Origin of the sequence: Streptomyces sp. NRRL WC-3618 (assembly GCF_001280005.1) — a bacterium.
Classification (GTDB): domain Bacteria; phylum Actinomycetota; class Actinomycetes; order Streptomycetales; family Streptomycetaceae; genus Streptomyces.
Window position 1 is genome coordinate 178,767 of the sequence record NZ_LGDW01000001.1, and the last position, 23,099, is coordinate 201,865.

Annotated in this window: 23 protein-coding genes and 1 riboswitch; of the genes, 8 read left to right on the forward strand and 15 right to left on the reverse strand. The window is 68.8% G+C overall.

Annotated features, from left to right (window positions below; all coding sequences use genetic code 11):
- Window positions 1-24: 24 nt before the first annotated feature.
- A complete protein-coding gene (locus ADL01_RS00820; RefSeq protein WP_078960245.1) occupies window positions 25-981 on the reverse strand; it encodes a DMT family transporter in 957 nt (318 codons plus the stop codon).
- Window positions 982-1,146: 165 nt separating this feature from the next.
- On the opposite strand from ADL01_RS00820, the gene ADL01_RS00825 reads away from it, so the two are divergent.
- Window positions 1,147-1,680 carry a CGNR zinc finger domain-containing protein gene (locus ADL01_RS00825; RefSeq protein ID WP_053739871.1) on the forward strand — a complete coding sequence of 178 codons (534 nt, stop codon included), beginning with the start codon at window positions 1,147-1,149 and terminating at the stop codon, window positions 1,678-1,680.
- Window positions 1,681-1,738: 58 nt separating this feature from the next.
- Here the strand turns inward: ADL01_RS00825 and ADL01_RS00830 are convergent, their stop codons facing one another.
- The 3 genes from ADL01_RS00830 to ADL01_RS45170 all read right to left on the reverse strand — a co-directional run bounded on the left by ADL01_RS00830 (window position 1,739) and on the right by ADL01_RS45170 (window position 2,928).
- On the reverse strand, window positions 1,739-2,134 hold the full coding sequence (locus ADL01_RS00830) for a cupin domain-containing protein (protein ID WP_107090773.1): 396 nt from the start codon (window positions 2,132-2,134) through the stop codon (window positions 1,739-1,741).
- 369 nt (window positions 2,135-2,503) lie between these two features.
- Window positions 2,504-2,770 carry a hypothetical protein gene (locus tag ADL01_RS00835; protein ID WP_053739873.1) on the reverse strand — a complete coding sequence of 89 codons (267 nt, stop codon included), beginning with the start codon at window positions 2,768-2,770 and terminating at the stop codon, window positions 2,504-2,506.
- A 5-nt stretch (window positions 2,771-2,775) separates the two neighbouring features.
- Window positions 2,776-2,928, reverse strand: coding sequence for a hypothetical protein (locus ADL01_RS45170; RefSeq protein ID WP_199834717.1), 153 nt, complete (start codon window positions 2,926-2,928; stop codon window positions 2,776-2,778).
- A gap of 121 nt (window positions 2,929-3,049) precedes the next feature.
- Between ADL01_RS45170 and ADL01_RS00840 the strand changes: the two genes are divergently transcribed.
- Window positions 3,050-3,676 (forward strand): TetR family transcriptional regulator, encoded by a 627-nt coding sequence (locus ADL01_RS00840; RefSeq protein WP_053739874.1) that lies wholly within the window; start codon window positions 3,050-3,052, stop codon window positions 3,674-3,676.
- 119 nt (window positions 3,677-3,795) lie between these two features.
- On the opposite strand, the gene ADL01_RS00845 is transcribed toward ADL01_RS00840, so the two are convergent.
- Window positions 3,796-4,656 carry a thioesterase family protein gene (locus ADL01_RS00845; RefSeq protein WP_053739917.1) on the reverse strand — a complete coding sequence of 287 codons (861 nt, stop codon included), beginning with the start codon at window positions 4,654-4,656 and terminating at the stop codon, window positions 3,796-3,798.
- A 166-nt stretch (window positions 4,657-4,822) separates the two neighbouring features.
- Between ADL01_RS00845 and ADL01_RS00850 the strand changes: the two genes are divergently transcribed.
- Entirely contained in the window at window positions 4,823-6,070 is a 1,248-nt protein-coding gene (locus ADL01_RS00850) for an alpha/beta hydrolase (protein ID WP_053739875.1), read from the forward strand.
- Here ADL01_RS00850 and ADL01_RS00855 read toward each other — a convergent pair.
- A complete protein-coding gene (locus ADL01_RS00855) occupies window positions 5,970-6,635 on the reverse strand; it encodes a trimeric intracellular cation channel family protein (protein ID WP_053739918.1) in 666 nt (221 codons plus the stop codon). The two genes, ADL01_RS00850 and ADL01_RS00855, sit on opposite strands and share 101 nt — an antisense overlap.
- 87 nt (window positions 6,636-6,722) lie before the next feature.
- Window positions 6,723-8,114: a M1 family metallopeptidase gene (locus tag ADL01_RS00860; RefSeq protein ID WP_053739876.1), complete on the reverse strand. Its 1,392-nt coding sequence runs from the start codon at window positions 8,112-8,114 to the stop codon at window positions 6,723-6,725.
- Window positions 8,115-8,430: 316 nt separating this feature from the next.
- Here ADL01_RS00860 and ADL01_RS00865 point away from each other — a divergent pair, with 316 nt between their 5' ends.
- Window positions 8,431-8,952 (forward strand): hypothetical protein, encoded by a 522-nt coding sequence (locus tag ADL01_RS00865; RefSeq protein ID WP_053739877.1) that lies wholly within the window; start codon window positions 8,431-8,433, stop codon window positions 8,950-8,952.
- A gap of 89 nt (window positions 8,953-9,041) precedes the next feature.
- Here ADL01_RS00865 and ADL01_RS00870 read toward each other — a convergent pair whose 3' ends face one another.
- The 8 genes from ADL01_RS00870 to ADL01_RS00905 all read right to left on the reverse strand — a co-directional run bounded on the left by ADL01_RS00870 (window position 9,042) and on the right by ADL01_RS00905 (window position 18,188).
- Window positions 9,042-10,220, reverse strand: coding sequence for an ABC transporter ATP-binding protein (locus tag ADL01_RS00870; RefSeq protein WP_234354442.1), 1,179 nt, complete (start codon window positions 10,218-10,220; stop codon window positions 9,042-9,044).
- Window positions 10,217-11,314, reverse strand: coding sequence for an ABC transporter ATP-binding protein (locus ADL01_RS00875; RefSeq protein WP_053739878.1), 1,098 nt, complete (start codon window positions 11,312-11,314; stop codon window positions 10,217-10,219). The genes ADL01_RS00870 and ADL01_RS00875 overlap by 4 nt, the downstream gene beginning before the upstream one ends.
- Window positions 11,311-12,309, reverse strand: a complete 999-nt coding sequence (locus tag ADL01_RS00880; protein WP_053739879.1) for an ABC transporter permease — start codon at window positions 12,307-12,309, stop codon at window positions 11,311-11,313. The genes ADL01_RS00875 and ADL01_RS00880 overlap by 4 nt, the downstream gene beginning before the upstream one ends.
- Window positions 12,310-12,420: 111 nt before the next feature.
- Window positions 12,421-14,217 (reverse strand): ABC transporter substrate-binding protein, encoded by a 1,797-nt coding sequence (locus ADL01_RS00885; RefSeq protein ID WP_053739880.1) that lies wholly within the window; start codon window positions 14,215-14,217, stop codon window positions 12,421-12,423.
- 68 nt (window positions 14,218-14,285) lie between these two features.
- Complete coding sequence (locus tag ADL01_RS00890) at window positions 14,286-15,284, reverse strand: ABC transporter permease (protein WP_053739881.1); 999 nt, start codon at window positions 15,282-15,284, stop codon at window positions 14,286-14,288.
- A gap of 338 nt (window positions 15,285-15,622) precedes the next feature.
- The gene (locus ADL01_RS00895) at window positions 15,623-16,435 is read right to left on the reverse strand and encodes an enhanced serine sensitivity protein SseB C-terminal domain-containing protein (RefSeq protein ID WP_053739919.1); all 813 of its coding nucleotides are present in this window, start codon (window positions 16,433-16,435) and stop codon (window positions 15,623-15,625) included.
- A 172-nt stretch (window positions 16,436-16,607) separates the two neighbouring features.
- Complete coding sequence (locus ADL01_RS00900; RefSeq protein WP_053739882.1) at window positions 16,608-17,408, reverse strand: enhanced serine sensitivity protein SseB; 801 nt, start codon at window positions 17,406-17,408, stop codon at window positions 16,608-16,610.
- A gap of 93 nt (window positions 17,409-17,501) precedes the next feature.
- Window positions 17,502-18,188, reverse strand: a complete 687-nt coding sequence (locus ADL01_RS00905) for an AAA family ATPase (protein WP_053739883.1) — start codon at window positions 18,186-18,188, stop codon at window positions 17,502-17,504.
- A gap of 215 nt (window positions 18,189-18,403) precedes the next feature.
- Window positions 18,404-18,504: riboswitch (glycine riboswitch) on the forward strand.
- 160 nt (window positions 18,505-18,664) lie between these two features.
- On the opposite strand from ADL01_RS00905, the gene gcvT reads away from it, so the two are divergent.
- From gcvT to ADL01_RS00925, 4 genes are all read left to right on the forward strand, one after another.
- The gene (gcvT, locus tag ADL01_RS00910) at window positions 18,665-19,783 is read left to right on the forward strand and encodes a glycine cleavage system aminomethyltransferase GcvT (protein WP_053739884.1); all 1,119 of its coding nucleotides are present in this window, start codon (window positions 18,665-18,667) and stop codon (window positions 19,781-19,783) included.
- A 101-nt stretch (window positions 19,784-19,884) separates the two neighbouring features.
- Window positions 19,885-20,262, forward strand: coding sequence for a glycine cleavage system protein GcvH (gcvH, locus tag ADL01_RS00915; RefSeq protein ID WP_053739885.1), 378 nt, complete (start codon window positions 19,885-19,887; stop codon window positions 20,260-20,262).
- Window positions 20,263-20,290: 28 nt separating this feature from the next.
- Complete coding sequence (gene glyA / locus ADL01_RS00920) at window positions 20,291-21,553, forward strand: serine hydroxymethyltransferase (RefSeq protein WP_053739886.1); 1,263 nt, start codon at window positions 20,291-20,293, stop codon at window positions 21,551-21,553.
- Between the two features lie 56 nt (window positions 21,554-21,609).
- A complete protein-coding gene (locus tag ADL01_RS00925; RefSeq protein ID WP_053739887.1) occupies window positions 21,610-22,992 on the forward strand; it encodes an L-serine ammonia-lyase in 1,383 nt (460 codons plus the stop codon).
- Window positions 22,993-23,099: the final 107 nt, after the last annotated feature.

Below are 23,099 nucleotides of genomic sequence, written 5' to 3' on the forward strand. Positions count from 1 at the left end.
TGGATGCGGACGGGAACGCGGGCGCTACTTGCGGGCGGTGAGCAGTACGCCGGCGCCGCCCAGGACCAGGCCGATGACCGCCGACAGGCTCAGCGTCTGGCCGATGACGATCCAGGCGAGCAGGGCGGTGACGGCCGGGGTGAGGAAGAAGAGCGTGCCGACGCGGCTGGCGTCCTGCTTCTTGAGCATGAAGTTGAGCAGCAGGAACGTGCCGACCGAGTTGATCAGCACGATCCAGGCCAGCGCCCCGCCGAAGGCACCCCAGTCGGTGACCTCGGGGTCCTCCAGGGTCAGCGTCATCACGCCCATCACCGGGGCGCCCGCGAGGAAGTGCACGGCGGTACCGCTGCGGACGTCCACACCCTGGGTGTAGCGCTTCTGGTAGACCGTGCCGACGCTCAGGCCGAGCAGGCCGACGAAGGACAGCACGATGGCGCTGGTGGAGAAGTGCAGCGCCCCGGCGACGGCGAGCGCGACGCCGGCGCCGCCGATGGCGAAGCCCAGCCACTGCCGCCCGGTGATCTCCTCCCCCAGCAGGAACCCGGCCAGCAGGGCGATCAGCACGGGGTTGAAGCCCTGGATGAGCGCGACGACACCGCCGGGCAGTCCCGCTCCGATGGCCGTGTAGAAGGCGCCGAACTGCACGGCCTGCATCAGCAGACCGACGACGATCACATGGAGCAGCATCCGGCCCTTGGGCCAGGGCGACTTGGTCACGAGGGCGACGGTCGTCAGCAGCACACCGGCGACCGCGAAGCGGGAGAACGTCAGCAGCAGGGGCGGGGCGGCGTCGGTTCCGATGACGGCGGCGATGAACGCGCTGCTCCAGAGGACCACGAAGACGGCGGGGATCGCCGCCGAGACCCAGGCGGGCGCCGTGGCGGCCTGCGGCGCCGCTGCGTCCGCGGCCGCCGGGGTGTCCGTATCGGCCGCCGGGGTGTCCGTATCGGCCTCCGGGAGTTTCAGGTCGTCGCGTTCCATCACGGGGGTGGCCTCTCGTCGAGCAGGTAACCTGTCTATCCAGTTATTCGGACCCTATCGACGGCCGGACAACCAGTCAATGTGGTTACTTCTGAAATCCAGGTAACCATTCAGTGGGGTTATTTCTCACTTCTCGCGACCTGCCCGTGCGGTTACCCTCAACCCATGGAGTTCGCATTCGTCAGCGGCAGCGCGGCCCTTGACTTCGTCGGTACGGTCCAGAACCGACGGGACGACGCGCTGGACCTGCTCACCACACCGGCCGACCTCACGAACTGGTCCGTCGCCTCCGGAGCCCTGGACTCCCCCGCGTCGGCGACCAGGGCGGACCTGGCCACGGCCCTGCACCTGCGCGAGGCGATCTACCGGCTGATGGTCGCCTCGACCGACGGCACCCCGTTCGCCCCCGAGGACTGCGCCGTCGTCAACCGAGCCGCCGGCCGGAGCCCGGTGCGCTGCGAACTGCTGCCCGACCGCACCGTCGTACGCCACGGCACGATCGGGGCCGTCCTGTCGTCGCTGGCCCGTGACGCCGTCGAGCTGATCACCAGCACCCCGGAGCAGGTGAAGGAGTGCGCGGCGCCCACCTGCACCCGGTTGTACGTCGACCGGTCCCACCGCGGCTCCCGGCGCTGGTGCGACATGACGCGCTGCGGCAACCGCGCCAAGGCCGCGCTCTACCGGTCCCGGCACGCCTGACGCGTACGACAGCGGGGGCGGGTGGTCGCCCGCCCGCCCCCGTCCCGGACCGTCTCGCTCACACCACCTGGACCGGGCGCTCCCAGACGACCAGGCCGACGCACCCCTTGGGGCTGCGGGGCGCGTGCACGCTGTTCGGCGGCATGACCAGGAGGCTGCCCGCCGCGTAGACGCCGCCGTCGGTCTCCAGCTCGCCGCTGAGCACGTAGATCAGCTCGAAGCCGGGGTGGAGGTGGGAGGGCGCCTTGGCGCCCGGGAGACAGTGCATGACCGCGGCGGCCGGACCGTCCGGGCCGGAGTGGCGGCCGATCAGCAGGGAGCGTTCGCGGCCGAAGCGGGCGGGCTCGACGTACTCGTAGGTGCCCGGGTCGCTGAGCATGCCCTGCTGGTGGATGCCGGCGGCGGTGCCGAAGACGTACTTGCCGAAGATCGGCTTGTTGCGGGGCTCCTCCAGCCGGCCAGTTCCAGTTTCTGGTCGGGCGTCATCGCGTTGCCCGGTGCCTGCTCACCGTCGCGGAGGGTGGTGTCGAAGACCGATATGCGACGGGGCGTTGCGTGCTCGTTCACTTCTCCCCCAAGGGACCTGGAAAACGCTCGGACACCTCGGCCGAACGGCTCAGATCCTCGGGGCGCGGGCGGGCCGCGTCATCCGCCGATGGAGGAGTGCGGGGGACGGCCGCCTCCACCGGGCGCCACTCCCCGCGTCTTTGGTGGAGCGTGGGTCCGCCAAAGACCGACCCGCCGGCTCGACCTCCTCCGGAGGGCGATGCGGCGGGCGGGGTGCGGTCCTCAGACTTCCGGCGTGGGCGTCACCGGCGAGCGGTCACAGGCTCCAGGAGACAGTGCTGTCGAGCTGTACGAGGGTGACCAGGACGACCAGGTCGGCGATGCCGAGACCGAGGCCGAGCCAGGCACGGCCGGGCCGCCTGGTGCCGCGCCAGAGGGCGACGACGGCCAGCGTGATGGCGACGGGGCCGAGGAAGACGTTGAGGACCAGCAGGCCCAGCAGACCGAGGACGAAGGACGCGACGGCCATGCCGTCGGGGTCTCGGGGAGCGGTGCGGCCGGTGGCCGATGCGGTGAGTTGCATGGTGGTCAGCTCCGACGGGCGAGGCGCTCACGGAGCGCGAAGATGCCCAGCCAGACGGCGATGCCCGCGGCGGCCAGGACGGTGAACGAGAACGGGAGATGGGCGACGGTGCCCATCACCATGCCCAGCAGCAGGAGGGCGGCTACGAGGAAGAACATGGGAGGAGTTCCCTTTCGTTACAGTTCAGTGAACGCTTGTGGCAACACTTGTTCACTGACTCCCAAGCCTAACGCGGTTCCCGGCTTTTCAATTACAGAGAACAGTTGTTAACTGCATGGCATGAGTCACACTCTCGGCATCCGGCAGGCCCAGAAGCAGAAGACCCGCCAGGCGCTCCTGGACGCGGCGCTCGGCCTGCTGGAGGACCAGAGCCTGAGCAGCCTCGGTCTGCGCGAGGTCACCCGCGCCGTCGGTGTCGCCCCCACCGCCTTCTACCGCCACTTCCGCTCGACCGCCGATCTCGGCATCGCCCTCGTCGAGGAGGCGCTCGGCAGCCTCCACCCGATGATCGGTACGACGGTGTCCGGGGCCGGCGACAGCGACGACCGCATCATCCGCGCGGTCGACCTGATCGCCCGCCATGTCCAGGCGCAGCCCGCCCACGTCCGCTTCATCGCGCGCGAGCGGCACGGCGGGGTCCAGCCGGTGCGCGAGGCGATCCGGGACCAGCTGGCCCGTTTCGCCGAGGAGGTGCGGGACGCGCTGGCCGAACAGCCGGAGTCCGAGGGCTGGTCCGGGGAGGACCTGCTGATGCTGGCGGGCCTGTATGTCGACCAGATGCTGATGACGGCCTCCCAGTTCCTGGAGACCCTGGACGCCCCGGCGGCCCAGCGCGAACAGGTGACCCGGCTGGCGACCCGACGGATGCGGTTGATCGCCCTCGGGCGCGGGCACTGGCTGGCCTGACTCCGCCTCACACGGCGACGCGACGCCGGCACGTACGAGGGCGGCGCGCCCGTCCGTCGAGCGCGCCGCCCATGCCGTATCTGTACGAGGCCGTTCTCAGCGTTGCCGCCGAGCCCGGTTCACCCGAGCCGTACGCTCGCCAACTGCCGCGACTGGGCGACGAGCCGGTCCGCGCTGTCCCAGACCTCGGCGTCCTCCTCCAGGAAGCCGCCGGCCAGGTTGCGGGTCGCTATCGAGACCCGCAACGGGCCCGGCGCCGGGCGGCAGCGCACATGCACGGTCAGTTCGACCGTCGGGACCCAGCCGGACACGCCCATCTCGAACGCGGTCGGCGGCAGCGCGTCGACGGCGAGGAGCAGGGAGAGAGGGTCGGGGTCGCGACCGTCCGCGAACCCGAACCAGGACCGCATCTCCCCCTTGCCGGAGGGCGTGCCGAGCGCCCAGCCGAGGGTGGCGGGGTCGAGCTTGAGCATCAGCCGGTCGGTGATGGTGGAACCGCCGGGCGCCGGGGCGGGGGCGTCCTGCGGGCCGAAGCACTGGTCCATGGGCGGGAACACGGGCGGCACGGCGGTTGTGCGGACGTCGTCGGGGAGGGCGTCCAGGTCGCCGTAGGAGGCGAGGACACGGATCCGCTCGATCTCCTGGCCCTCGTCGTCGTACTGGAAGAGGGAGGCCGCGCCGGTCGACAGCGAGCGCCCGGTGCGGACCACGTCCGTGCGGACGACGGCCGGACCCGGGCGGGACGCGGTGAGGTAGTGCGCGGTGACGCTGAACGGGTCGCTGTGCGGAAGGGCGTCCGCGAGGGCGCGGCCCAGCACCGCCAGCAGATAGCCGCCGTTGACGGCACTGATGACGGTCCAGCCGGCGGAGAGTTCGGTGTCGTAGACACCGGGAGCACGCCGGGTGAGGGACGTGTCGCGGTCGAACTCACTGTCGCCGAGGCCGGCTCGCACGGCCTGGGCGGAAGCTGCTTCTGGCATACGTGAACGGTACAGCAGAAACATACTAAGCGGTAGCTTTCCCGGATGTCCGGACACGGCCGCTTGAGATGTCCGGTAACTGCTGCTTGGTAAGTTCCCGGAATTTCTTGGGTAAGGGTTCATCCGCAGGTGTGACCTCAGGCACCGGTTCGCACTCCTACCAGGTATGAGCCTCACCGGTACGCCGTTCCTGATCACGACGATCGTGCTCGCCGCCATCGCCGTAGTGCTGCCCCTGGCCCTCTGGTCCCGGGTGCGGGGGCCCGCACTCGTGCGCGGGGCCGTCAGGCTGCTGATGGTGCTGTTCGCCCAGGCCACGGCGATCACCCTGGTCTTCCTGATGGTGAACAACGCCAACAACCTGTACGACAACTGGGGCGACCTCCTCGGCACGAGCGACCACGTCCAGACCGCCGCCGATCTCGGTGCCGACGGCACCGGCGGAATCTCGCTGCACCGGCTGCCGAAGGTGAAGCAGACGTTCCGCAAGGCCTCCGGGCCGGGGATGCGCGCGGCCGGCGGAGTCCAGGTCACCAAACTCCGGGGTCGGGTCTCGGGCGTCGACGCCGAGGTCTACGTCTGGCTGCCGCCGCAGTACCACGAGGCCGCCTACCGGCACCGCGCCTTCCCGGTCGTCGAACTGCTGCCGGGCTACCCCGGCTCACCCAAGGCCTGGTTCGGTTCGCTGCACGCGACCGCGCAACTGCTGCCGTTGATGAAGAGCGGCCAGATCACGCCCTTCATCCTGGTGGCGCCGCGCACGAGCCTCGTCTCCGACGCGGACACCGGCTGCGCCAACATCCCGGGCCGGGTGAACGCGGACTCGTGGCTCAGCATCGACGTACCGAAAATGGTCATGGACAACTTCCGCGCCGAGAGCGGGCCGGGCGGCTGGGCCGTGGCCGGGTACTCGGCCGGGGCGCACTGCGCGACGAAGCTCGCGGTGGCGCACCCCGACCGCTTCCACGCCGCTGTCTCCATGTCCGGCTACAACGACCCGATGGCCGAACCCGTCTCGCTGACCGCGCAGGACCCTCGGCTGCGGACCGCGAACAACCCGTACCTGCTCCTCAAGAACGCCCGTGTCCCGCCCGCGGTCGCGCTCTACTTCTCCGGCGAGTCCGGCGACGGCTACCAGACCGGCATGGCCATGAAGAAGGTGGCGAAGCCGCCGACGAAGGTGGACGTGGTGTACCTGCCGCGCAGCGCCGGCGGCCACAACATGGCACTGTGGCGGCCCCAGATCACCACGGTGTTCCGCTGGCTGACCCAGCAGTTCGACGCGGGCGACCGGAAGCCGGGCGCCGGCACGACTACCCGGACTCTCCCTCACGAGCCGTCGACCGCCGGTGCCAGGCGCGCGGCGCTCGCCAGTGGAACCGCATCGCGAGCAGCCGTAGTGCGAAAGCCGTGACTACCGCCAGTCCGCTGGTGAACGGGGTCAACGCGTCGTAGCGGATGCACAGGACGACCAGGGCGGAGCCGACGATCGCCGGAACCGCGTACAGGTCACGGTCCCAGCGCAGCAGCGAGGGAACCTCGTTGGCGAGCACGTCACGCAGCACTCCGCCGCCCACGGCGGTCGCGAGACCGAGGGCGGCGGAGGCGGTGAGGCCCAGGCCGTGGTCGTACGCCTTCACCGTGCCCGTGACACAGAACAGCCCGAGCCCCGCCGCGTCGAACACGTTCACGCCCGCCTGGATGCGCTCCACCTCCGGGTGGAGGAAGAAGACGAGCAGCGCGGCGAGCAGCGGGGTCAGGAAATACCCGAGATCCGTGAACGCGGCCGGCGGCACCGCCCCGATGACGACATCCCGCAGCAGCCCGCCGCCCAGCGCGGTGACCTCGGCGAGTACGGCGATGCCGAAGACGTCGAAGTTCTTGCGGACGGCGAGCAGGGCGCCGGAGATCGCGAAGACGAAGATGCCGACAAGGTCGAGGGTGTGCTGGACGGACGGGTTGAAGAGCTGCTGAATCACCCCCATATTCTCACCCAGAAACGACTGTGCACCTCACAAAGCAAGGCTGAAACGTTTGACGGCCTGCAAGACGACCTACAAGACGGGCTACAAGGCGGGCTTGCCGGTCGTGAAGAGCCACGTCTGGAAGAGGTCGTCGAGCTGCTGGCCGCTGACCTTCTCCGCGAGCCGGATGAAGTCGTCCGTGTTCGCGTTGCCGTACCGGTGGAGCTCGGTCCAGGTGGGCAGGAGCTTGAAGAAGGCGGCGTCGCCGATGCGTTCGCGGAGCATCTGGAGGGTCATCGCGCCGCGCTGGTAGACGGCCGAGGCGAACATGGTGTCGCGCTGCGGGTCACCGACGACGATCTGCCAGAAGGCGCTGTCGGCGGGGCGGGAGGTGTACCCGGCGAGGAAGGAGTCGTGCGCCGACCGGGTGCCCTTGTGTTCGGCCCACAGCCACTGGGAGTAGGTGGCGAAGCCCTCGTTGAGCCAGATGTCCTTCCAGCGGTCCACCGACACGGAGTCGCCGAACCACTGGTGGGCGAGCTCGTGCACGATGGTCGTCTCGTTGCGCACGGCCGAGTAGACCGGCTTGGTCTGCGTCTCCAGCGAGAACCCGGCCTCCGGCATGTCGTCGACGATCGCCCCGGTCTCCTCGAACGGGTACGGCCCGAAGACCTTCGACCAGTAGTCGGTGGCCTCGGCGGTCACCGCGTACACGTCGACGTTGTTGCTGTTCGCGAGCACCGGGTCGATGGCCACATAGATCGGCGTCCCGCCGGGCGTGACGCCCGTCTTCACGTCGAACTTCCCGATGGTCGCGGTGGCGAGATAGGTCGCCATCTGCTTCTTCTCACGCCAGTGGGTGTACGTCGAGCCGCCCTTGTCGTACGTCGAGACCAGCCGGCCGTTGGAGACGGCGGTCAGCCCCTTCGGCGCCTTGACCCGGATGTCGAAGGATGCCTTGTCGTAAGGGTGGTCGCTGGATGGGAACCAGGTGGAGGCGGCGTTGGGTTCGCAGGCGACGAAGACGCCGTCGGTCGTCTTCATCCACCCGTACTGGGAGCCGAAGACGATGGGCCCGCTCAGCGGCTCGGGCACGCCGCCGTAGGTGACGGCGACCTGGAAGTCCCGCCCCTTGTACAGGGAACCGCGGGGCGTGACGCGTATCTCGTCGCCCTCGCGCGTGAACTTGGCGGCTCTGCCGTTCACTTCGACCCGCGTGACCTCCAGCTTCTGGAGGTCCAGATCGAAGGACGAGAGGTTCTGGGTGGCGCGGGCGGTGATGGTCGTACGGCCGTCGAGACGGTCGGTGTCCGGGTTGTACGCGAGGTCGAGGGCGTAATGGCGGGCGTCGAAACCGCCGTTGCCGGCTTGAGGGAAGTAGGAGTCACCGATGCCGTCGGCCCCCGGGGCCGGATGGGAGGAGGCCGCGATCACAAGGAAGGAGGCCGCCGCGGTCGCGACGGCCCCTAAACGTGCCGCACGGGAGAGTGCCATGAATCGTCCCTTCAGAGCATGTTCCGATCAGACGGACACCTAAGATCATGTACACGTCGACCCGACCATGTACATGACTTTGCCAACTCATCAGACATTGCGGGTTGATTGACGTCCGGCAGCCCCATCCCGAATTCCGTTATGCTCGAACGGGCGACAGCGATAAGGCAGTTGACCCCCCGTCAGCAAGCTCAACTCTTGCTCAATTCAGTGGAATTCCATTGACCTGCCTCGATCGGGCTTCATAAGGTCACTCTCGACCGGAGCGGTTCTCCGCCACAGCGGGAACCGGAGATCAGCCACATGGGGGAATTTCATGCACAAGAGAGCCAAGATCGCCGCGCTCATTCTTGCCGGGACGATGCCGGCACTCGCGGCAGCGGCACCGGCTTCGGCCCTGGTCACGCCGAAGAGGTCCTGCCCGATCACCTACGGGGTGCTGATCACGTCACACAAGGCCTACCGGATTCCGGCGAAGGGCGCCTACCTCAAGGACGGTCCGGGCGGCACGATGACGGCCTCCGTCACCAGGGCCAGCACCATCACGTACAGCCTCTCCACCTCGCTGGAGGTGTCGGCGAGTTACCTCTTCGCCTCGGCCAAGGCCTCGGTCAACGCCGGCATCACCAAGTCCGTGGCGATCACGACGGGCCACACGTATTCACACGACATCCACGCCAGGAAGTACGGCAACCTGCAGTACGGCTCCAACGGCTTCAAGGTCGGCTGGGAGTCGAACCGTACGAACCCGAACTGCACGACGACCACCCTCGCCAGCGGAACGGCCGTACTGCCCGCGACCTCTGTCGGCTGGCACTACTGGGAAACCAGTTCCTGACCGGCCGGTAAACGCAGGCCGTTGAACGCATATGCCCCGACAGCCATTTCACTGGCGGCCGGGGCATATGCGTTCACACAATCTTTTCGCTAGTTTTTCTCGCCGTCGGTTTCCGATGCCTCGGGATTGTCGGCGTTCTCGGTCTTCACCAGTTCCGCCGCGTCCTTGGCGGCCGACAGCAGCACGGTGTCCTGCGGGGCCTGGTCCTGGAAGTTCTCCGGGTGGTGGCAGGCGACACGCTGACCGGGCTTGAGCTCCAGGAGCGGCGGCTCGACCGTCGTGCAGATCTGCGTCGCCTTCCAGCACCGGGTGTGGAACCGGCAACCGCTCGGCGGTGCGATCGGCGAGGGCACGTCACCCTGGAGCAGGATGCGCTCGCTCTTCGCCGCCCGACGCCTCGGGTCCGGGATCGGCACGGCCGACATCAGCGCCTTGGTGTACGGGTGCATCGGCGCCTTGTACAGGGACTCGCGGTCGGCCAGTTCGACGATCTTGCCGAGGTACATCACCGCGATCCGGTCGGAGACGTGCCGGACCACCGAGAGGTCGTGCGCGATGATCACGTACGTCAGGCCGAGCTCCTGCTGGAGGTCGTCCATCAGGTTGACGACCTGGGCCTGGATCGACACGTCCAGCGCCGAGACCGGCTCGTCCGCCACGACCAGCTTCGGCTTCAGGGCCAGCGCGCGGGCGATGCCGATGCGCTGACGCTGACCGCCGGAGAATTCATGCGGGTAGCGGTTGTAGTGCTCGGGGTTGAGACCCACGACCGACAGCAGCCGCTGGACCTCCTTCTTCACCCCGCCCTCGGGCTCGACGCCCTGGAGCCGGAAGGGAGCGCTGATGATCGTACCGATGGTGTGCCGCGGGTTCAGCGACGAGTACGGGTCCTGGAAGATCATCTGCACGTCGCGGCGCAGCGGACGCATCCCGTTGACACCGAGGTGCGTGATGTCCTTGCCCTCGAACTCGACCGTACCGGCGGTCGGTTCGAGCAGCCGCGTGATCAGCCGACCCATCGTCGACTTGCCGCAGCCGGACTCGCCCACGACACCCAGGGTCTCGCCGGACCTGACCTCGAAGTCGATGCCGTCGACGGCGCGCACCGCGCCGACCTGCCGCTGAAGCAGACCCTTCCGGATCGGGAAGTGCTTCTGGAGGCCGGTCACCTTCAGCAAGGTCTCGCCGGGGGCGGCGTCCTTGGCGAGGACGGCGCTCCCACTCTGCCCGGGATTCGTCACTGCCGCGTCCTCGGATTTCTCGCTCACAGCTTCGGCGCAATCTCTTCGGTCCAGATACGCTCCCGCTGCTCCTGCGTCATGTGGCAGGCGGCCCAGTGCCGACTGCCGACCTCGGCCAGTTCGGGACGGACCGTGCGGGTGACGTTGTCCTTGGGGACGTCCGCGTACGGGCAGCGCGGGTTGAAGGCGCAGCCGGACGGGATGTTGATGAGGGAGGGCGGGGAGCCCTTGACCGGGATGAGGCGTTCCTGCTGGTCACGGTCGAGGCGCGGCATCGAGCCGAGCAGACCCCAGGTGTAGGGGTGCCGCGGCTCGTAGAACACCTTCTCGGCCGGCCCTCGTTCGACGCAGCGGCCGCCGTACATCACCAGGATGTCGTCGGCCAGTTCGGCGACGACGCCCAGGTCGTGGGTGATGATGATGACCGCCGAGCCGAACTCCTTCTGCAGATCACGGATGAGGTCGAGGATCTGCGCCTGGACGGTCACGTCCAGGGCGGTCGTCGGCTCGTCGGCGATGAGCAGTTCGGGGTTGTTGACCAGCGACATCGCGATCATCGCGCGCTGTCGCATACCGCCCGAGAACTCGTGCGGATAGCTGTCGACCCGCTTGTCGGGCTGCGGGATGCCGACCCGGTCGAGCATCTCCACCGCGCGGCGCTTGGCCGTCTTCTTGTCGACCTTGTTGTGGATGCGGTACGCCTCCACGATCTGCTGGCCGATCGTGTAGTACGGGTGCAGCGCCGACAGCGGGTCCTGGAAGATCATGGACATCTCGCGGCCGCGCAGCTTACGGACGTAGTCCGCGTCTGCGGTCAGCAGTTCCGTGCCGTCCAGCCAGATCTCGCCGGACACCTGCGCCTTGCGCTTGCCGTACTGGCCGGCGCTGTGCAGGCCCATGATGCCGAGCGAGGTCACCGACTTGCCGGAACCGGACTCGCCCACGATGCCGAGGGTCTTGCCCTTCTCCAGCTGGAAGGTGAGCCCGTCGACGGACTTGACGATGCCGTCGTCGGTCGGGAAGTGCACCCTCAGGTCGCGCACTTCGAGGAAGGCTGTCGGGGCCGTCAGCGCGGTGGTGGGCTCGCCCACGGCCGCTCCGCTCTTGCTGAGTTCGGTCATGACAGCCTCACTCGGGGGTCGATCACGGCGTACAGGACATCCACCGCGAGGTTGGCGATGAGCACCGCGAGGGAGGTGATCAGGGTGACGCCCAGAATGATGGGCAGGTCCTGGTTCTTGATGCCGTTGAGCACGGCCTGGCCCAGTCCGGGAAGACTGAACGTGGTCTCGGTCAGGATCGCGCCACCGATGAGGGCGCCGAGGTCCATACCCAGCATGGTCAGGATGGGCGTCATCGTCGAACGCATGGCGTGCTTGCTGATGACGGTCTGTTCCTTGAGGCCCTTCGCCCGCGCGGTACGGATGTAGTCCTCGCCGAGGATCTCCAGCATCGTGGCGCGGGTGATCCGGGCGTACATCGCCGCGTAGAGGAAGGCGAGGGTGATCCACGGCAGGATCATGCCGCCGAGCCAGCCCGTGAAGCTCTCCTCGATCGGCACGTACTGCGCGTCGATCCAGCCGAGTCCGTAGGAGAAGATCGCCAGGCTGAGCAGACCGGTGAAGTAGATGGGGAGCGAGACACCGCCGAGGGCGATGACCATCGCACCGCGGTCCCACAGGCTGCCCCGCTTGAGCGCGGAGAGCACGCCCGCCGAGACACCGAAGACCAGCCACAGCACGGCGGCGCCGAGCGCGAGCGACAGGGTCACCGGGAAGCGGTCGGTCAGCAGCGGCCAGATGGCCTGCTCGCTGCGGAAGGAGTAGCCGAAGCACGGAGCGGCGCACTGGGTGACGTCGCCACCGGCCGCGTAGGTGCGGCCCGCGAAGAGACCCTTGAAGAACTCCCAGACCTGGGAGTAGATCGGGTCACCGAGGCCCAGCTTCACCCGGATCGCCTCGACGGCGCCGGGGTCGGCCTGCTTGCCCACGAAGCTCAGGGCGGGGTCCACGCCGGCCCACTTGGGGACAAGGAAGAAGATGCAGAAGACCACCACGATGATGACCACGAGCATCACTGCGGCGGCGAACAGCCGCCTGATGAGATAAGCGAGCACAGCTCTCGGCCCGCTGCCCGAGCGCGGGCCACCGGAGGTTGTCCGGTGGCCCGCGGTCCGGCCGCGCCGGCCTTCACCTGCCTTTCGTGCCGTTCGGCGGGTGTGCCGGGATTACTTCGTGGACTTCAGACCGAGGTTGACGAAGTCGTACACGCCGCTGTAGCCGTCGGTCGTGTAGACGTTCGCCAGTCGGTTGGAGCGCCAGTTGATGTACTTCTCGAAGACGAAGGGCAGGTAGTAACCGCCCTCCATGACCTTGTGGTTGATCTCGGTGGCGATCTTCGCCTTGCCCGCGTCGTCCAGCGTGGTGTTGTACTGGTCGAACAGGCCGTCGATCGCCTTGTCCTTGATCAGGCCGAAGTTGTTGTTACCGCTCTCCAGGATGTACTTGCTGTCCCACAGCGGCAGACCGAAGCCCTGGACGGAACTGAAGTCCGCGCCCCAGCCCATGATGATGATGCCGTAGCCCTTCTTCTTCACGTTCGAAGGGCTGCCGATGATGCCGGAGGTCTGCGAACCGTCGAACTGGTCGATGTCGGCGGTGATGCCGACCTTCTTCAGCGACGCCTGCAGGGACGTGGCCGTGGCCACCTCGGTCGGGCGGTTGTTGCGGACGGCGATGGTGGTCTTGAAGCCGTTCGGCTGACCGCAGGCCTTCAGCTCTTCCTTGGCCTTGGCTACGTTGCCGTTCTTGTTCTCGGTGGCGAGCTTGTACGGGTCGTACTTCTGGCCCTCGGAACCCGGAACGGCCGGCGGCAGCATGTTGGTGCCGATGTCACCACCGGCGACCGGACCACCGCGCGCGGTCTGCAGCGACACGTGGTCGGCGCCGTAGATGACCGCGTTGCGGCAGTGGATGTTGTCGAACGGCTTCACGCTCTGCGGGAAGACGGCGTAGCGGATGTAACCCGAGACCGGGTTGTCCACGTTGGCCTTGTGCTGCTTGAGCGCGGTGGTGCGCCCCTGGGCCTGCAGGCCGGTCTGGCCGATGTCCAGGTCGTAGTCACCGGCGATCAGGCGCGCGTCCAGGTCGTTGGCGTTGCTGAAGAACTTGATCGAGATCTTGTCCGGGTAGGCCTTGCGGACCGGGTCCGAGGCGGCCTTCCACGCGGTGTTGCGGACGAGGACCAGGTCCTTGCCGGGCTCGTACGACTGGAACTTGTACGGGCCGGAGGAGAACGGCTTCAGGCCGTACTTCGACTTGGTGTCCATGTCCTGGCGGACCGGGGACGCCGAGGTGAGTCCCAGCATGTACTCGAAGTCCGAGTTGGCCGACGGCAGCTTGAAGACGATGGTCTTCGCGTCCGGCGTCTCGATCGCCTTCAGGCCGAGCTTGTCCTTGGACGTGTCCTTGTAGGGGCCCTTGTACTCGCCCTTCGGGTCCAGCACGTCCTTCAGGTAGACCGGGCCGCCGGACAGTACGTCCTGCGCCCACACGCGCTCGATGCCGTACTTGATGTCCTGGGACGTGACCGGCTTGCCGTCCTCCCACGTGGCCCCGTCACGCAGCGTGTACGTGTAGGTCTTGCCGTCGTCGCTGACCTTGGCGAGCCCGGTGGCGAGGTCGGGGGTGATCTGGGCGCCGGCCTTGCCCGGTTCCGGCTTGTACGTGACGAGCTGGCGGCTGTAGTAGCGGGCGAAGTTCCACATGAAGCCGTAGTAACCACGCGTGGTGTCCCACGAGTCGGCGTCCTGCGAAGCGGCGAACTTCAGCTCGCCGCCCTTCTTGACCAGCGAGGCCTGGGCGACCTTGTTGTTGGCCGCGTCGAAGCCGGCGGCACCGGTCTTCGAGCCGCCGTCGTCGTCACCGCCTCCGCCGCCGCACGCCGCGGTGGTCAGCAGCGCGGCGACCACAGCGGTAGCGGCCATGGCCTGCTTGCGCCGCCCTGAGGTGCGTTGGGTAGTCACGATCTCGGATCCTCCGAATAGATGAGAGATCCCGTGCAAGGTCCACGGGTCGCTTGGGGTACGGCGGGTCAGCGGGAGCCCTTCGGGTCGAGCGCGTCACGCACGCCGTCGCCGAAGAGGTTGAAGGCAAGAACGGTGATGAAGATCGCCACACCCGGGACCACCATGTACATGGGGTCCGAGTCGTAGTAGTCGATCGCGCTCGAGAGCATCTGGCCCCACGACGACGTGGGCGGCTTGACACCCACTCCGAGGAAGCTGAGGGCCGCCTCGGTGAGGATGTTGGTGGGGATCATCATCGTCGTGTACACGATGATCGGGGCGACGAGGTTGGGCAGCAGTTCCTTGAACAGGATGTAGAACCGCCCGGCGCCGAGGGAGCGGGCCGCCTCGACGTACTCGCGCTCGCGCAGCGAGAGCGTCTGACCGCGCACCACGCGGCCGATGTAGGGCCAGCCGAAGAAGCCGATGACGAGGATCATCACGAACAGCCGTACGCCCGTACCGGTCAGGCCCAGCATCTGGTTCGGCATGACGGAAACCAGCGCGATGATGAACAGCAGCTGGGGGAAGGCGAGCAGACCGTCCATCACCCGGCTGATGGCCGAGTCGACCCAGCCGCCGAAGAAACCGGCCAGGACGCCCAGGATGGTCCCGAGGACCACGGCGACCAGCGCGGACAGGAAGCCCACGAGGAGCGAGATCCGGGCGCCGTAGACGACGCGGGCGAAGATGTCGCGACCGCTGACCGGTTCGACACCGAGGAGATGGTCGCCGCTGATCCCGCCCAGGGAGCCCTTGGGCGTTCCGAAGAGCGGGTCGATCAGGTTCTCGTGGTAGGCGTCGGGGTCCTGCCCGGCGAGCAGCGGTGCGAACACCGCGACCAGGATCAGCAGGAGCACGACGACGCCGCCGCTGAGAGCGATCTTGTCCCGCTTGAGCCGCTCCCAGGCGATCCGGCCCAACGAACGACCCTGGACGGCCTTCGCATCGGCGCTGGCCAACGCCGCTTCCTCGGCCGCACTCGGGGCCGTTTCCGCGGTCGGCTCATGCAATGGTGCCGTCATCTGGCAGGGACCCCTCTCAACCGGCGGGTAGCCGGCTCACACGTGCCGTCGCAGCGGCGTGATTAGTCCGTTGTACGCAGGGGAGAACACCCCCTTGCTGCGGGAGTCTTCAACGGTTCAGCGATCTGTCACCAGACTTGGAGGTGAATGGATGCGTAACCGTGATGCTGTCCTGGGGATTCCGTTATCCGAACGCCGGGTAACGGGGGCCGGACGCACACCAATGGGGACATTACCCGTAAAGTTGAGCATTCCACCTTGATCTACGCGCGGAGACAACGCGGTGGTTCCCATGATCGGCGGCCACCACAGAGTGTCGCGATCACGCCCTGTGGCGGTCAGTAGCGCCCTTGCGCCGGGGGGTAGCCGTAGCCCGCCACGGGAGCCTGCTGGCTCGGGGGCGGGGCGGCGATCGCGTGCGCCTCCCGGTCGTAGAACGGCCGGGCGTTCGCGCGCAGCCACATCACGACCGGGTCCTGCTCGTCCGACATCGCGACCGTCGACACCGGCAGCCCCTCCGGGACCGCTCCGATCGACTGCTGCATCATCGCGCGCACCGAGTCCACGGCCGACGGTGAGGTGTCGTACACGTCGAGGCCGATGGCCAGGTACGGCGCCCCGAGCGCCGGCTGCACCCAGGCGCGGCGCAGGGAGCGGATCGCCGGGGTGCGGTGGGCGTTCTGCGAGAGGAGGGCGTAGAACTGCGGGATCTCGATGCCGGGTTCGGCCAGCCGCAGCGGTCCCGCGGGCTGGCGCTCCAGGCCCGCCGCGATCCGGCGCAGGTCGAGCCAGGGGATGCCGACTCCGCCGCCCGGGGAGTGCGGGTTGAGCCACAGGCCGAACTGGTCGGGGTAGAGGGTGCGGGCCACGTCAAGGCCGTCGACCACCTCGTACGACCTGTTCCAGCCGCTGACCGACAGCTCCTGGGCGGAGGTCACGCAGGGCGCATACCCGTACCCGTCGACCTGCATGTTTCCGTACTGCGCGTCGGGGGAACCGGCCTGGCCGTGCCAGAGCAGCATCCAGATCTGGCCGGAGGACGGGGTCGCGAGGGCGCGCAGCAGCGCCTCGTAGGCGTCGTAACGCCCGGGCGTCACTTGGCGCAGCATGTGCTCGACCTGTCCGGTCGCGGCCGTGCCCGACGCGCTCACCATTACCGCCCCTTCATCACACCGACCGAGTTGTGCGGTTCTTAGCTTAGGCGCTCCGCAGGGTAGGCCGTTGAGAGCTCGGGGCCTGGTGTTGTCGGCGGAGTGCGGGTGGGCTCGTGGCTTGTCGCGCAGTTCCCCGCGCCCCTCAGGGGCTGCCCCTGGGGCCCGTTTGTCAGTATCCGTGTTGATAGAAGGGGCGGACCCGCTCCCGCAGCCAGTCCGTCACCGGGTCCTGGGCCGCGTCCAGGAAGACCAGGTTCACCGGCCAGGGGGCGGGCGTGTGGCCCAGTGCTCTGGCCAGGGCGTCCATCGGGATGGTGCGGGCCACCGGGTCCCAGGGGGAGAGTTCGACGCCTATGAACATCACGGGGGCGCCCGTCTCTATCGTCGCCAGGCAGCGGCGGGCCGTCTGGACGACGCCCGTGCCGGCGAACTCCGTCGCCGCTGCGGTGAGGAAGGCGACGGGGTCCTCCTGCCAGTTGGGCTCGTAGAGGCGGACGCGTCCGCCGACGGCGCCGTCGAGGACGGTGCGGCCGGAGCGGCAGAGTTCGGCGACGGCCGGCGGCGGCAGCGGGACGCCGACCATGCCGTCCGGGTTCACGGCGATGCCGACCTGGGGCGGGAGGCCGCGGGCGAACTCCACGGCGGGAGCCACGGTGTACGACACATGGGCGCCGACGACCTGCCGGTACTGCTCCTCCGAGCTGAAGACCGGTACGTACGCCTGGCCCTGGAGGTCGAGTGTGGGCAGGTCGAGCGGGCCGGAGTAGGGGCCACCGCCGGACGGGAGGGGGACCCAGACGAAGCTGCGGCCGAGGACCTCGACGATGCGGGCGCCCGCGCCGGGAACGCCGAGGGATGCCGAGAGCACCTCCTCCAGCTCGTTGCCGGGCCATCCGCCGTGCGAACGGGGGTGCGCCGGGGTGGGGAAACCCCCGGGAAAGTCCGGGGGGAAGTCCGCCGGGATGTCCATCTGCCTACCGCCTGCTGTGAACCGCTGTCCTGGGTCCCTCGGTGGGAGTCCCTTAATGGGCAAAACCCTAACCGGCCTTGGCGGATACGGCGGTCAGTCCGCGAAGTCGATCCTGCGCAGGACGTCCGCCGCGTCCCGGTCGATCAGCACCGCCGAGCCGCAGCCGTCGGGCAGGTTCCCCTTCTCCACGGACCGCAGCAGCCGCGACGCGGCCTGCCGGTGGCGCAAAAACGCGTACCGCGAGACGCCCCGGCCGCGTTCGCGCTGGCCCTCCAGGGCCTCGCCCGGGGAGACGTCGAGGAGGAGGAGATGCAGGGTGCCGCCCCGGCGGCGGGCCTCGCGGGCCAGCCAGCCGCGCACCCAGGCCTGCGTACCGCAGTCGTGCACGACGACTCCGGCGCCGGAGCGCAGGGCGCGGCGCAGTCCGGCGTAGTGGGCGAGGCGGACGAGGGGGCGGTAGACGGCGTAGGGGAGGAAGGAGGGGGTGCGGGCGTCCCAGTGGTCGCGGGTGTTCTGGGAGTCGATGCCGGTGGCGCGCACCGTCCGGCGCATCAGCGTGGACTTGCCGCTGCCGGGCAGGCCGGTGACCACGACGAGGTCGCGGGCGCCGAAGGTGAGGCCGTGCGGGCTGTGTCCCGCGCGCTCCCGCAGGTCGCGGATCACGGGTGCCGGGCGCACGGCGCACGCCTCCCGGGCGGGGGCGGCGGGCTGCTGGGGCAGGGCGTCGGGCAGCCCGAGGGCCGGGGTCGTCGCGTAGGCCGGGGTCCTGTTCACCGTGATCGTCCTCCCATGGGGTCGGGACGTACCCCATCCCCGTCGAGTGTAAAGAGAAGGTAATACGCGATGCCTCTCGTTTGGGTCCGCTTACTGCAACAGGCCTGCTACAGGGCGATATGTGTGCCCGCGGCAGGGCTCTGCCCCTCCCGTGAAGGGTCCCCCTGCCGGGCCGGAGGAATGCGTGCGATGATGTGCCCGCCAACTGCATACCGGCCGCTTGAATCCGCGCGGGAGAGTTCCGGGACCCCATGGGTACCCGGGCGCCGAAGGAGCAAGTCCCTCCCTTGAATCTCTCAGGCCCCGTTACCGCGCGGGCGAGGCACATCTGAAAAGCGGGCCGCCGGTCGTCGTGACCAGTGGCTCCACCCAAGGTGCAAGTCAGTGACCCGCCGTTCGACCGGCGGTCATGACGAACCTCTCAGGTTCCGATGACAGATGGGGAGGAACGACCTCGCCGTCATGCCCTGGGAGCACTACCGATGAGCAGCACCCCTCTGCGTCTGACCGCCCTCGATGCGCTGCATCGTTCGCTCGGCGCCACCATGACCGACTTCGCCGGCTGGGACATGCCCCTGCGCTACGGCTCCGAGCGCGACGAGCACCTCGCCGTGCGCACGAAGGCCGGCCTCTTCGACCTGTCCCACATGGGCGAGATCACCGTGACGGGGGCCCAGGCCGTCGCCCTGCTGGACCACGCCCTTGTCGGCAACATCGGGTCCGTCGCCGTGGGGCGCGCCCGCTACACCATGATCTGCCGGCCCGACGGCGGCATCCTCGACGACCTGATCGTCTACCGCCTGGCCGAGACCGAGTACCTCGTGGTGGCCAACGCCGGCAACGCGCAGGTCGTGCTGGACGCCCTCGTCGAACGGTCCGACGGCTTCGACGCGCTCGTCCGTGACGACCGGGACGCCTACGCGCTGATCGCCGTACAGGGCCCGGAGGCGCCCGGCATCCTCGCCGCCCTCACGGACGCCGATCTCGACGGCCTGAAGTACTACGCGGGCCTGCCCGGCACGGTCGCCGGTGTCCCCGCCCTCATCGCGCGCACCGGATACACCGGCGAGGACGGCTTCGAGCTGTTCGTGGCACCGGGCGACGCGGAGAAGGTGTGGCAGGCGCTCACCGAAGCGGGCACGCCCGTCGGGCTCGTCCCCTGCGGTCTGTCCTGCCGGGACACGCTGCGCCTTGAGGCGGGCATGCCGCTGTACGGACATGAGCTGACGACCTCCCTCACGCCCTTCGACGCCGGGCTCGGCCGGGTCGTCAAGTTCGAGAAGGAGGGCGACTTCGTGGGCCGCGCGGCCCTGCGCGAGGCCGCCGAGCGCGCTGCGCACGAGCCGCCGCGGGTACTCGTCGGCCTGGTCGCCGAGGGCCGCCGGGTGCCGCGCGCCGGGTACGCGGTCGTCGCCGACGGCCAGGTGATCGGCGAGGTCACCTCGGGCGCCCCCTCCCCCACCCTCGGCAAGCCGATCGCGATGGCGTACGTCGACGCCGCGCACTCGGCGCCGGGCACGGCGGGCGTGGGCGTGGACATCCGGGGCAGCCACGAGCCGTACGAGGTTGTGGCTCTGCCGTTCTACAAGCGCCGGAAGTGATCCTGTCAGGGTCAGCGGCAACCCCTGTCCTGCCCCTTCGCAGGCAGTCCCTGTAGTACCCCATGCATGACCAGTCCCCCGCGTACAGGAGAATTCAGGCCATGAGCAATCCCCAGCAGCTGCGCTACAGCAAGGAGCACGAGTGGCTGTCGGGCGCCGAGGACGGCGTCTCGACGGTCGGTATCACCGAGCACGCGGCCAACGCGCTCGGCGATGTCGTGTACGTCCAGCTTCCCGAGGTCGGTGCCACGGTGACCGCCGGTGAGACCTGCGGTGAGCTGGAGTCGACCAAGTCCGTCAGCGACCTGTACTCCCCGGTCTCCGGTGAGGTCACCGAGGTCAACGAGGATGTCACCGACGACCCGTCGCTGGTGAACTCCGCCCCGTTCGAGGGCGGTTGGCTCTTCAAGGTGCGGGTCTCCGACGAGCCGGGCGACCTGCTCTCCGCAGACGAGTACACCGCGTTCTCCGGCAGCTGAGCCCCCAGGCGTAAGGACGTACTGACCCATGTCGCTTCTGAACACTCCCCTGCACGAGCTCGACCCCGACATCGCCGCCGCCGTCGACGCCGAGCTCAACCGCCAGCAGTCCACCCTGGAGATGATCGCCTCGGAGAACTTCGCTCCGGTGGCCGTCATGGAGGCCCAGGGCTCGGTCCTCACCAACAAGTACGCCGAGGGCTACCCCGGCCGCCGCTACTACGGCGGCTGCGAGCACGTCGACGTCGCCGAGCAGATCGCGATCGACCGGGTCAAGGAGCTGTTCGGCGCCGAATACGCCAACGTGCAGCCGCACTCGGGCGCCTCCGCCAACCAGGCCGCGCTGTTCGCGCTGGCCCAGCCCGGCGACACCATCCTCGGTCTGGACCTGGCCCACGGCGGCCACCTCACCCACGGGATGCGGCTGAACTTCTCCGGCAAGCAGTTCGACGTGGTCGCCTACCACGTGGACGAGGCCGGGCTGGTCGACATGGCCGAGCTGGAGCAGCTCGCCAAGGAGCACCGGCCGAAGGTGATCATCGCGGGCTGGTCGGCGTATCCGCGTCAGCTGGACTTCGCCGAGTTCCGCCGGATCGCGGACGAGGTGGGCGCGTACCTCTGGGTCGACATGGCGCACTTCGCCGGTCTGGTCGCGGCGGGGCTGCACCCGAACCCGGTGCCGTACGCGGACGTCGTCACCTCGACGACCCACAAGACGCTGGGCGGCCCGCGCGGCGGGATCATCCTGGCGAAGCAGGAGTTCGCGAAGAAGCTGAACTCGTCCGTCTTCCCGGGCTTCCAGGGCGGTCCCCTGGAGCACGTGATCGCGGCGAAGGCCGTCTCCTTCAAGGTCGCCGCCTCGGACGACTTCAAGGAGCGCCAGCAGCGCACGGTGGACGGCGCCCACATCCTCGCCGAGCGTCTGGTGCGCGCGGACGTCACCGAGCACGGGGTGTCCGTCCTGTCCGGCGGTACGGACGTCCACCTGGTCCTCGTCGACCTGCGCGACTCCGAGCTCGACGGCAAGCAGGCCGAGGACCGTCTCCACGAGGTCGGCATCACCGTCAACCGGAACGCGATCCCGAACGACCCGCGTCCGCCGATGGTGACGTCCGGCCTGCGGATCGGCACCCCGGCGCTGGCCACCCGCGGCTTCACGGCCGAGGACTTCGAGGAGGTCGCGGACGTCATCGCCGAGACCCTGAAGCCGTCGTTCGACGTCGACAGCCTGAAGGCACGCGTGAAGGCGCTGGCCGACAAGCACCCGCTGTACCCCGGCCTGAACAAGTAGTTCCCTGGCGGGGGCACCCGACGACGTGTGCCCCCGCCCTCTTTGGAGGAGTTCCCGTGGCCATCTCGGTCTTCGACCTGTTCTCGATCGGCATCGGCCCGTCCAGCTCCCACACGGTCGGTCCCATGCGGGCGGCCCGGCTGTTCGCCCGCCGACTGCGCAACGAGGAAGTCCTCGGCGCGGTGGTGTCGGTCCGCGCGGAGCTGTACGGCTCCCTGGGCGCGACCGGCCACGGCCACGGCACCCCCAAGGCGGTGCTGCTCGGCCTGGAGGGCGCCTCACCGCGCACGGTGGACGTCGAGGGCGCCGACGCACGGGTGGAGCAGATCAAGGAGTCGGGCCGGCTGAGGCTGCTGGACGACCACGAGATCGCCTTCTCCTTCGACGACGACCTGGTCCTGCACCGCCGTAAGACCCTCCCCTATCACGCGAACGGCATGACCCTGTGGGCGTTCGACGCCTCGGGGGCCGAGCTGCTGTCGAAGACGTACTACTCGGTGGGCGGCGGATTCGTCGTCGACGAGGACGCGGTGGGCGCGGACCGGATCAAGCTCGACGACACGGCCCTCAAGTACCCGTTCCGCACGGGCGACGAACTGCTGCGTCTGACGAAGGAGACGGGTCTGTCGATCTCCGCGCTGATGCTGGAGAACGAGCGCGCCTGGCGCACGGAGGACGAGATCCGCTCCGGGCTGCTGGACATCTGGCGGGTGATGCAGGCGTGCGTGTCGCGCGGTATGTCCCGCGAGGGCATCCTGCCGGGCGGACTGCGGGTACGTCGACGCGCCGCCATGTCGGCGCGTCAACTCCGGGCGGAGGGCGAGCCGTTGGCGCGCGCGATGGAGTGGATCACGCTGTACGCGATGGCGGTGAACGAGGAGAACGCGGCGGGCGGCCGGGTCGTGACGGCCCCGACGAACGGGGCCGCGGGCATCATCCCGGCGGTCCTGCACTACTACCTCAACTTCGCGGCGGGTGGTGCCTCCGAAGGAGAAAAAGAGGAGGGCGTGGTCCGTTTCATGCTCGCCGCCGGCGCGATCGGCATGCTGTTCAAGGAGAACGCGTCCATCTCCGGCGCGGAGGTCGGCTGCCAGGGCGAGGTGGGCTCGGCCTGCTCGATGGCGGCGGGCGCGCTCGCGGAGGTGCTGGGCGGCAGCCCCGAACAGGTCGAGAACGCGGCCGAGATCGGCATGGAACACAACCTCGGCCTGACCTGCGACCCGGTCGGCGGCCTGGTCCAGATCCCGTGCATCGAGCGCAACGGCATGGCCGCGGTGAAGGCGGTCACGGCGGCACGGATGGCGATGCGGGGCGACGGCTCGCACAAGGTGTCCCTGGACAAGGTCATCAAGACGATGAAGGAGACGGGGGCCGACATGAGCGTCAAGTACAAGGAGACGGCCCGGGGCGGGCTGGCTGTGAACATCATCGAGTGCTGAGGTGGGCGCGAGTCGGCGCGAGGCGTCTCGGCTTGCCCGGCGTCGGCCCGCGAGCGATCCGATCGTGGTGGTCGGCCGGTCCCCTGCCGTCGGGAAGCCCGCTCCTG